Below are 8,885 nucleotides of genomic sequence, written 5' to 3'. Positions count from 1 at the left end.
GCAGTGAGTTTGTAGCCGTCACGACCATCAAGGTAATGCCTGACGGCCATAAGTTTGATTTGAAAATTGTATTTCATATGAACTCCGAATGAAGGTTTAAAAAGTCCAACATTCGGGGTTCAGTTCAGCGAAGGGGGAGGCCGGGAGGGAGTGTTAAGTATTAACGCCAATGCCTGTCCGGTAACTTGACCCGCTGATTTGTCTTTAATACCCCAACCCTCCCCTTCGCAGGTGAGGGAGTCGATCAAGTTTCCGCTGAAGACTTTAGATCTTTTCGCTCTTAGTTATCACTTTTATTTTGTTGCTTAAATTCCCCGATATGTTAAAACTCTGCTACTGCGAGTCTTAGACGGCTAAACGTCTAAATACCCATCCGTCTATTAATAAGGCCCAACGCCCAGTGACTTCCTCCCTTCTTGAGATGCGTAATATCTCGATTTCATTTGCCGGTTTCCCTGCCCTGCGCCAGGTGGATTTCACACTGGAAGGCGGCTCCGTACATGCATTGGTCGGGGCGAATGGCGCGGGAAAATCGACGCTGATGGCCGTGCTTTCCGGTACGCATGATCATTACACCGGGCAGATAAACATTGACGGCGAAGCAGTCAATATCCGCCTGCCGCATCATGCCCGCCAGCACGGGATCCATCTGGTACAGCAGGAAGTCGATGTTGCTCTGGTGCCAACGCTCAACGTCGCTGAAAACATTATGCTGGACCGGCTTTCGGAGCCGGGCCATTTGCACAACTGGTCGCAGCTATACCATCAGGCGCAGTTGCTGACCGAACAACTCGGGCTGAACATCAGCCTGCGGGCGCGGATCGAAAGCTGCACGCTGGCTGAGAAGCAACTGATTCTGCTGGCGCGTGCGTTATCGCATAAATGCCGTTTTCTGATCCTCGATGAACCGACTGCGCCGCTGGATCAGGCGGAAAGTGCGCGACTGTTCGCGCTGGTGCGCAAGCTGAAAGCGGCCGGAATGGCGATCGTATTTATCTCACACCGCATCCATGAGCTGCGCGACATCTGCGACCGCATGACGGTGCTGCGCGACGGGCGTCTGGTCAGCGATGACAGCATGAACGGTCTGAGCAATGAACACATTATCGAGAAAATGATTGGTCATCAGCTTGACGATATTTATCCGCCCCGCCGCCCGCCTCACAGCGGTGAAACCCTGCTAAGCATCCGCGGGATGCACGATAAAGACAAACTGCGCGATATTTCACTGCGTCTGCATCGGGGAGAAATACTCGGGATCGCCGGGCTGGCCGGGGCCGGAAAAACCGAACTTTGCAAAGCGCTGTTCGGCGCGACGCCGAGCCAGATCGACAGTGGTGAGCTGAATGGCAAACCGTGGAAGCCAAAGGAGCCGCACCTGTCCGTGGAACAGGGACTGGCGTTAGTGCCGGAAGAACGGCGCAAGGAAGGGATTTTCATTGACGAAGATATCCCGATGAACCTGAGTGTGACCGCTGACGATACGTTTTCGCGCTGGAGTATTTTCAGTACGCGTCAGTCGCTGTCGTGGGCGAAAGACATTATCGGCCGCTTAGGCATTCGCGCCTCCGGGCCAATGCAAAAGCTGGCACGGCTTTCCGGTGGCAACCAGCAAAAGGTCGCCATCGGAAAATGGCTGCGCAGTGAGAGTCAGGTGCTGATCTTCGACGAACCGACCAAAGGCGTAGACATCAAGGCCAAAACGGATGTGTTCAGGTTGATCGACGGCCTGGCGCAACAGGGAAAAGGCATTATTTATGCGTCCGGTGAGTTCGCCGAACTGGTCGGTTTGTGCGACCGCATTCTGGTGTTATGGGACGGCCGTATCGTCGCCGAACTGAACGCCGCAGACATCGACGAAGAAACGTTATTAGTCTATTCAACCGGAGGAATACCCGCGTGAACAAAGCCGTGGTGAGTAAAGAAAATGTGCCCGATGCCCGCCAGCCGTGGCGTCATCAACTGTTCGAGTTTTTGTATAAATGGGGCATGTTGCTGACCGTGGTATTGCTGATCGCCGCGTTTGGTCTGGCGTCAGATAATTTCCTCGAACCGTCGAACATCATCAACATTCTGCGTTCAATTGCTATCGTGACAGTCATTGCCATCGGCGTATCGATTTCCCTTGCGGTCGGCGGCTTCGATTTATCAGTCGGCTCAACGGCGTCGCTCGCCAATGCGCTGGTGATTTCAATGTTCGTCTGGCATGGTTTCGGCACCACCGAAGCGATACTTATCACGCTGGCGTTGTGTACGCTGGTCGGACTGTTCAATGCCTTTCTGATCGTCATCCTGAAAATTCCTGACATGCTGGCGACGCTCGCCAGTCTGTTCGTGATCCAGGGTGCGGCAATGACCTACAGCTATGGCGGTTCCATCACTGAAAACATGTTATTGCCAAGCGGTGATATGGCCGAAGGCACAGTGCCTGCGGTGTTCAGCCTGCTCGGCCAGGTGCCGGTGATCGTGATCGTGATGGCCGTCGTCACCCTTGCGGTACAACTGTTTATGTCGCTGACCAAACATGGACGCCGCATGTACGCCATCGGCGGCAACCCGCTGGCGGCACGCCTGGCGGGGATCCGCACCGCCCGTTATCGGGTTATCGCGTATGTCATGTCATCGGTACTTGCCGGTGCAGGCGGGATTTTGCTGGCTTCGCGCATCGGCTCCTCGCAGGTCAACGCCGGTGGCGGCTATCTGATGGACGCCGTTGCCGCCGCGTATATCGGTTTTTCGCTGGCAGGTTCCGGTAAACCTAATGCGCTCGGCACACTGCTTGGTGCGGTGATCCTGGGCGTGCTGTCGAACGGGCTGGTCATGTTGTCAGTACCCTATTATGCGATGGATATCATCAAAGGGCTGGTGCTGGCAGTGGCGCTGGCGCTGACGTATATTCAGAAACGGTGATTTTTTGGGTCCGGCACCCAAGCTGGCCCTTAAGGTCAACACCTTGGGTTGCCACCCAAACTGGCCTCAAGGGGCGCCTGTCGCCGCACCCCTTGAGAATCCCGGGCTCTTACACTGCGCGCTATCGCTAGTCACTATGTTTCAGCAACCACCGCGACAGGCTGGAAATCTTGCCGCTGCGCGGTACCTTCATTTCGGGATTGCAGCCTTAGGTCTGCAACCTCTCATTCAGCAAGCTTTCTGAAACGCCCGCAGCATCTTAAATTCAAGGGCAGACAGTTTTTAGATTTCAAAATCAGTCAGGTTGTGAATTAAGAGCCTGAGGCCGGTTCCAAAATACCGCCGGACGAGAGGTGGAAAACCGCGCATCTTTTTGCGCGGGTTGTAACCCGATGGGAGGGAACCGCGCAGCGGCGGGATTTTGCGGCTATCACTGCGGCTTATGAAACATAGTCAGCGAGCGGAGCGTGCAGTGAAAGAGCCCGGGGGGTCTTGGGGGGCGGCGGCGATAGGCCGCCCCCCAAGTCGGTGTGGGCCGACGCCCACGGTTTTGACTTTAAAACATTTCACATCAGCACTTTATACATCACACTGGTGGACTCCAGCATCCCCGCCGTCGACATCGCATAGTGCGGGATCGTTCCGCTCAGGGTAAAGCCCAGATTTTCATACAGCGTTTGCGCCGGGCTGCCCGTCACCGTATCCAGCACCAGCAGCGTTTTACCCTCCTCACGCGCCAGCGCTTCAACCGCTGTCATCAGTCGGCGCGCAACACCTTTGCGGCGGCCATCAGGATGAACCATCAGTTTAACCACGTCACCACGGTGCGCGCCGTTGGCGGGCTGATCAACCACCAGCTGCACCGTGCCGATGATTTTGCCCGCCAGACGCGCCACCAGCAGACGTTTTTCTCCCCGCGCAAAAGCCGGTAATAACTTTTGCCAGAACGCCTGCGCCTGCACAAAACCGAACGGCAGAATAAAACCGATGCTGGCACCCCGCGCCACGGACTGCATCAGGGTTTCGGCCAGCGCATCCAGATCGTCCACCGGCAATACCCCCCCCTGCACTTCACTGATCACCACTTCATGATTATGTTGCATCGGAACCAACCTTTCTCATCAGACATTAAGGACGTGAAATAACAATGGCGTAACGTGCATCAGCCGGGCCGGGAACGTGAAAAGAAGACGCGCCGTGGAGATGAAAACGCAGGCAGTCGCCCGCTTCCAGCCGGTAGCTGCGGCTATCGAGCGTGAATTCCAGTACGCCTTCCAGCAGCCAGATGTGCTGTTCGAGGCCCTCTACCGGCGGCGAATCATACGAGATAGTCGCGCCCGCTTTCAGCACGCCGGTAATGAGTTCGGCGCGAAATCCCGGTGCCGGCGCGGAGACGGAACGACGCTCGAAGCCGGTTTGCCGGTCATGCCAGACCGGTTGTTGTGAGGCGCGGATAAGCTCCGGCGGATTATCTTCCAGCGCCATCAGCAAACGGGACATCGTCAGCCCGTAAGCTGCACTCAGTTTACCAAGTAACGAGGCGGTCGGGCTGGTTTCTGCCCGTTCTACGCGTGAAAGCGTTGCGCGGCTGATGCCGGTCAGCTGCGCCAGTTGTTCGAGTGACCAGCCCTGACTGACGCGCAATGCTGTCAGCCGTTCCGCCAGCCGGCGGTCATGACTCTCCTGCCCTGCGTCCATTTGTTGTTCTGCCGTAAAATCTCAATAAAGGGAAAATATCTCTGATGTGAGAATATTGCAAGTTAAAAACCTGTAACCCAAAAGAATGAGACAAGTTGTACAAAAATAATAAAGTTGTACAAGTTTGAAATCTGGCGCTAGAGTTAGCTTATAAGTGGTATGAATATTTTGGATTGAATTATGTCTCTGTATAGCATCGGCGAAGTCGCTCGAATTTGTGGTATCAACCCGGTTACGCTGCGTGCCTGGCAGCGGCGTTACGGCCTGCTGAAGCCGCAACGCACGGAAGGCGGTCATCGTCTTTTTAATGATGATGATCTGGATACCATCCGCACCATCCTGGGGTGGATCAATCGCGGCATTCCGGTCGGACAGGTGAAATCGCTGCTGGAAGGCAAAGTGGATGCGCTACCCGGCGGCTGGTCACAGTCAGAACATCAGTTGCTCACCGCCTTACAGGACGGCCGCCCGCAGAAAGTTCGTCAGCTGATGATGGAGTGTGGCCGTGAATATCCGGCGGCGGCATTCGTGAATAATGTGCTTCGTCCGCTTCGTGCGCGTCTGAGTTCCGGCGATTCACGACTGCTGATGTTACGCAGCCAGCTCGATGGCCTGATCATTGAACATTCGGTGATGAGCATGAACGCGGCGCGTAAACGTCCCGGCCCGCTGGCCACCCTGGTCGGCTGGGGTCAGGTGGACAGCACCGAGTTGTGGCTCGAAGCCATTGTGCGTTGCGAGGCAGGATTGCAGATCGAGATATTGCCGGTTCAGCTCAGCGAACCTTACCTGGAAAACCTGAGCGGTTCACAAATTCTGTTGTGGTCTGAAGGCCGTCTGACACAGGTTCAGCGCCAGCGGTTGTTGAACTGGGTGGAACAGGGTTTGTCGATAGTCCTGCTGGGCAGTACCGCCGTGTTGCTGGGGGCAGAAGAAACAGACGTAGTGGAAGATGAGTCCGGCGAGCACCTGCATGAGGATGACCGTCATGCCGGTCTTCATATCGTGCCAGTCCCTCAGCAAGGAAAAAATAATGATTAAACATTTTCCTGAGACCACCCTATCCGCCGATGTTCTTGCGCAGCTGTGCGAGTTTTACAGCTATCTCGACACCAGCCGCCTGCCGCAGCTTTCACGCATTTATCATCCGCAGGTAGTGTTTATCGATCCGGTATCGCATTACGAAGGCGTTGATGCGCTGGAACACTATTTTGCGCAACTGCTTAAAAAAGTGAATTACTGCCGTTTTGAGATCCAGCCTCCGCTGGTTCAGGGCGATGAAGCCTCACTGTTCTGGCAGATGGGATTTTCGCATCCGGCACTGAAAAAGGGTCAGGAGATGTTCCTTAACGGCGCAACCCATCTGCGTATGAATGAAAACCGCATTATCTATCAGCGCGATTATTACGATCTCGGTGCAATGTTGTATGAACACGTTCCGGTGCTCGGCAGTGCCGTACGCGCTGTCAAAGCCAGGTTGAAATAATGCGCCGCGTGCTGATTACCGGTGCCAGTTCAGGTATCGGAAAACAACTGGCGCAGGATTATGCCGCCGGAGGCTGGGAAGTCATTGCCTGTGGGCGCGATGAGGAAAAGCTGATGGCGGTCGCCGCAGCCAGCCCGCTCATCATCCCGCTACGTTTTGATATCACTGATTTACACGCAACCCGTGAGGCCCTGCAGGGCCGGCAGGTCGATTTAGCGATTCTTTGCGCCGGCACCTGCGAATATCTCGACAATGGCGTCGTCGATGCCGAAAAAGTCATGCGGGTGATGAACACCAATTTTACCGGTCCGGTCAATTGCCTTGATGCCCTGCTGCCCGGCTTAGCACCCGGCAGTCGGGTGGCACTGGTGGGTTCCGTCGCCTGGTTGCTGCCATTTGCACGCAGTGAAGCTTATGGAGCATCCAAAGCCGCGCTGGCCTTTTTTGCCCGTTCTCTGGCGGTTGATCTGGCGAAACGTCAGATTCACATTTCCCTGATCCAGCCGGGGTTTGTCGAAACGCCGCTGACATCGCGCAATGATTTCCCGATGCCGATGATGGTAAGCGTCACGCAAGCCTCAAAGCATATCCGTAAAAAACTGGCGCGCGGTGACAATGAAATTGCTTTCCCCCCGCTTTTTGTTCGTTTACTCAAGGTAGCTTCGTTGCTGCCCGTTAGTCTGCAACAAAGGTTATGCCGGAAAATGGTGAAATAAAATGACAACAAAAGTCGCGATTGTGGGCAGTGGGATCTCAGGGCTGAGCTGTGCGTGGTTGCTGGCAAAAAGTCAGCCAGACTGCGAGATTACCGTCTTTGAAGCCGCGGAAACGTTAGGCGGACATACTGCCACGCGGGATGTGATTTCCGACGGAAAAGAATACGCCATCGACACCGGTTTTATCGTCTATAACTCGCGGACGTACCCGCATTTTATTGCCCTGCTCAAAGAACTGGGCATTGAAGGCCAGCCGACGGAAATGAGTTTTTCCGTACGCAATCCGGTTAACAAACTTGAATACAACGGCCACTCGCTGAACAGCCTGTTTGCCCAGCGCCGCAATCTGTTCAGGCCGCAATTCTGGCGGTTTATCCTTGAGATCCTGCGGTTTAACAAACTGTGCAAAGCACGCCTGCTGAACCCGCACAATGACGAAGATACGCTGGCTGATTTGCTTGATCAAAACGGTTTCACGCCGTTTTTCGCCCTGCATTATGTGCTGCCGATGGGGGCGGCCATCTGGTCTTCTTCGCTGAGCGATATGGCGGAATTCCCGCTGTCGATGTTCCTGCGCTTTTTCGATAATCACGGGCTGCTGGACGTCAGCAACCGCCCGCAGTGGATGGTGGTACCCGGCGGGTCGCGGGAATATATCCGCCGGATGCAGGAAAAACTTCCGGCCAACGTCAGGCTGCTCACGCATGCGCCGGTCAGTAACGTCATACGCACGCCTGCCGGCGTGACGCTGCACTCGCCGTACGGCGAGGCGCATTTTGATCAGATTGTTTTTGCCTGTCACTCCGATCAGGCACTGGCGATTCTGGGTGATAACGCCAGCGCAGATGAGCAGAGCATTCTCAGCGCCCTGCCTTATCAGAGCAATGACGTCATTTTGCATACCGATACACATCTCCTGCCACGGGAAAAACGCGCCTGGGCGAGCTGGAATTATCAGTTGCCCAATTCACTGCATCTGACGGACCGCGCAGATATGCGCGACAGTAATGCAGCACACCATCGCCGTGCCAGTGTGACCTATAACATGAATATTTTGCAGGGACTGAACGCACCGCAGACTTTTTGTGTGTCACTCAACCCGCTGACACCGATTGATGAAAACAAGGTTCTGTTCCGTACCACCTACATGCATCCTGTTCTCAATCTCGCCAGTCATCACGCGCAGCAGGAACGCTACCGGATCAATGGTCACAACCGCACCTGGTTCTGCGGGGCCTACTGGTACAACGGCTTTCATGAAGACGGCGTTAACAGCGCGCGTGACGTAGCGGAGAAACTCAACCTGCAACTTTTCAGTGGCCGGTTACACAATGAGCATGAAAAACAGGAAGCGTCATGAACAGCCAGTTGTATGTCGGCACGGTGCGCCATCGCCGGTTTACGCCGGTTGAACACCGTTTCGACTACGATATTTTCATGCCGCTGATTGACCTGGATGAACTGGATCAGTTACCTGCAAAAGGTATTCAGCTCGAACGGTTTTCCGCCGCCAGTTTTCGCCGCAAAGATTATCTCGGCGGCGGTGATATCAAAATCAAAGCGCAGGCGCGAATTGAAGCACTGACCGGCGAACGCCCGGACGGACGGGTGATGTTGTTGTGTCAGTTATGCTATTTCGGCTGCTATTTTAATCCGGTGAATTTTTACTATCTCTATGATCAGCAGGGTGTTTTGCGCTGGATGCTGGCCGAGGTGCGTAATACACCCTGGAACGAGCGCCACACCTATGCCGTCCTCCCTGACGGTTCGCAACCGGTGCCGAAAGCCTTTCATGTGTCGCCTTTTAATCCGATGGACATGTTCTATCACTGGCGGCTGACACCGCCGGGAAAGCAGTTGCATATCACTATCGAAAATCACCGCCAGACACGGGAATTCGATGCAACCCTTTCACTGACAGCCCGTCCGCTGACCCGCACGGCGTTGCGTCAGCAATTGTGGCGACTGCCTCTTATGACCGCAAAAACCGCACTGACCATTTACTGGCAGGCGCTGAAACTGTGGCTGAAACGGGCCCCCGTTTATTCTCATCCTCCCGTTGATAAGGACTGACC

At 54.9% G+C, this 8,885-nt stretch carries 9 protein-coding genes; 7 read left to right on the top strand and 2 right to left on the bottom strand.

Features of this window, described 5'->3' with window-relative positions:
* Positions 1 to 421 precede the first annotated feature (421 nt).
* Together ACOZIO_RS19460 and ACOZIO_RS19455 are read left to right on the top strand one after the other, a co-directional pair.
* On the top strand, positions 422 to 1,903 hold the full coding sequence (locus tag ACOZIO_RS19460) for a sugar ABC transporter ATP-binding protein (protein ID WP_129952145.1): 1,482 nt from the start codon (positions 422 to 424) through the stop codon (positions 1,901 to 1,903).
* An 11-nt stretch (positions 1,904 to 1,914) separates the two neighbouring features.
* Positions 1,915 to 2,910, top strand: a complete 996-nt coding sequence (locus tag ACOZIO_RS19455; RefSeq protein ID WP_129952144.1) for an ABC transporter permease — start codon at positions 1,915 to 1,917, stop codon at positions 2,908 to 2,910.
* 566 nt (positions 2,911 to 3,476) lie between these two features.
* Here ACOZIO_RS19455 and ACOZIO_RS19450 read toward each other — a convergent pair.
* Positions 3,477 to 4,013, bottom strand: coding sequence for a GNAT family N-acetyltransferase (locus tag ACOZIO_RS19450; protein ID WP_217139278.1), 537 nt, complete (start codon positions 4,011 to 4,013; stop codon positions 3,477 to 3,479).
* Positions 4,014 to 4,038: 25 nt separating this feature from the next.
* Entirely contained in the window at positions 4,039 to 4,608 is a 570-nt protein-coding gene (locus ACOZIO_RS19445; protein WP_129951893.1) for a helix-turn-helix domain-containing protein, read from the bottom strand.
* Positions 4,609 to 4,788: 180 nt separating this feature from the next.
* Here ACOZIO_RS19445 and ACOZIO_RS19440 point away from each other — a divergent pair, with 180 nt between their 5' ends.
* From ACOZIO_RS19440 to ACOZIO_RS19420, 5 genes are read left to right on the top strand one after another with little or no spacing between them, the layout of a single operon-like run.
* The gene (locus tag ACOZIO_RS19440; protein ID WP_129951894.1) at positions 4,789 to 5,649 is read left to right on the top strand and encodes a MerR family transcriptional regulator; all 861 of its coding nucleotides are present in this window, start codon (positions 4,789 to 4,791) and stop codon (positions 5,647 to 5,649) included.
* Entirely contained in the window at positions 5,642 to 6,094 is a 453-nt protein-coding gene (locus ACOZIO_RS19435; protein ID WP_421595602.1) for a nuclear transport factor 2 family protein, read from the top strand. Before ACOZIO_RS19440 ends, ACOZIO_RS19435 begins: the two co-directional genes overlap by 8 nt.
* Positions 6,094 to 6,810 (top strand): SDR family NAD(P)-dependent oxidoreductase, encoded by a 717-nt coding sequence (locus ACOZIO_RS19430; RefSeq protein WP_129951896.1) that lies wholly within the window; start codon positions 6,094 to 6,096, stop codon positions 6,808 to 6,810. Before ACOZIO_RS19435 ends, ACOZIO_RS19430 begins: the two co-directional genes overlap by 1 nt.
* A 1-nt stretch (position 6,811) precedes the next feature.
* On the top strand, positions 6,812 to 8,170 hold the full coding sequence (locus ACOZIO_RS19425) for an NAD(P)/FAD-dependent oxidoreductase (RefSeq protein ID WP_129951897.1): 1,359 nt from the start codon (positions 6,812 to 6,814) through the stop codon (positions 8,168 to 8,170).
* A complete protein-coding gene (locus ACOZIO_RS19420) occupies positions 8,167 to 8,883 on the top strand; it encodes a DUF1365 domain-containing protein (RefSeq protein ID WP_421595601.1) in 717 nt (238 codons plus the stop codon). Before ACOZIO_RS19425 ends, ACOZIO_RS19420 begins: the two co-directional genes overlap by 4 nt.
* The last annotated feature ends 2 nt before the right edge of the window (positions 8,884 to 8,885 follow it).

The organism is Rahnella sp. PD4 (assembly GCF_049199325.1).
In the GTDB taxonomy this organism is placed as follows: Bacteria; Pseudomonadota; Gammaproteobacteria; order Enterobacterales; family Enterobacteriaceae; genus Rahnella; species Rahnella perminowiae.
The sequence above is the reverse complement of the archived record's forward strand: the minus strand, read 5'-3'. Positions and strand labels throughout refer to the sequence as shown.

Excerpts from the sequence above, each read along its gene's own strand:
- ACOZIO_RS19460 (WP_129952145.1), top strand. The coding sequence starts at position 422 with ATGCGTAATATCTCGATTTCATTTGCCGGTTTCCCTGCCCTGCGCCAG.
- ACOZIO_RS19450 (WP_217139278.1), bottom strand. The coding sequence starts at position 4,013 with ATGCAACATAATCATGAAGTGGTGATCAGTGAAGTGCAGGGGGGGGTA.
- ACOZIO_RS19445 (WP_129951893.1), bottom strand. The coding sequence starts at position 4,608 with ATGGACGCAGGGCAGGAGAGTCATGACCGCCGGCTGGCGGAACGGCTG.
- ACOZIO_RS19440 (WP_129951894.1), top strand. The coding sequence starts at position 4,789 with ATGTCTCTGTATAGCATCGGCGAAGTCGCTCGAATTTGTGGTATCAAC.
- ACOZIO_RS19435 (WP_421595602.1), top strand. The coding sequence starts at position 5,642 with ATGATTAAACATTTTCCTGAGACCACCCTATCCGCCGATGTTCTTGCG.
- ACOZIO_RS19430 (WP_129951896.1), top strand. The coding sequence starts at position 6,094 with ATGCGCCGCGTGCTGATTACCGGTGCCAGTTCAGGTATCGGAAAACAA.
- ACOZIO_RS19425 (WP_129951897.1), top strand. The coding sequence starts at position 6,812 with ATGACAACAAAAGTCGCGATTGTGGGCAGTGGGATCTCAGGGCTGAGC.
- ACOZIO_RS19420 (WP_421595601.1), top strand. The coding sequence starts at position 8,167 with ATGAACAGCCAGTTGTATGTCGGCACGGTGCGCCATCGCCGGTTTACG.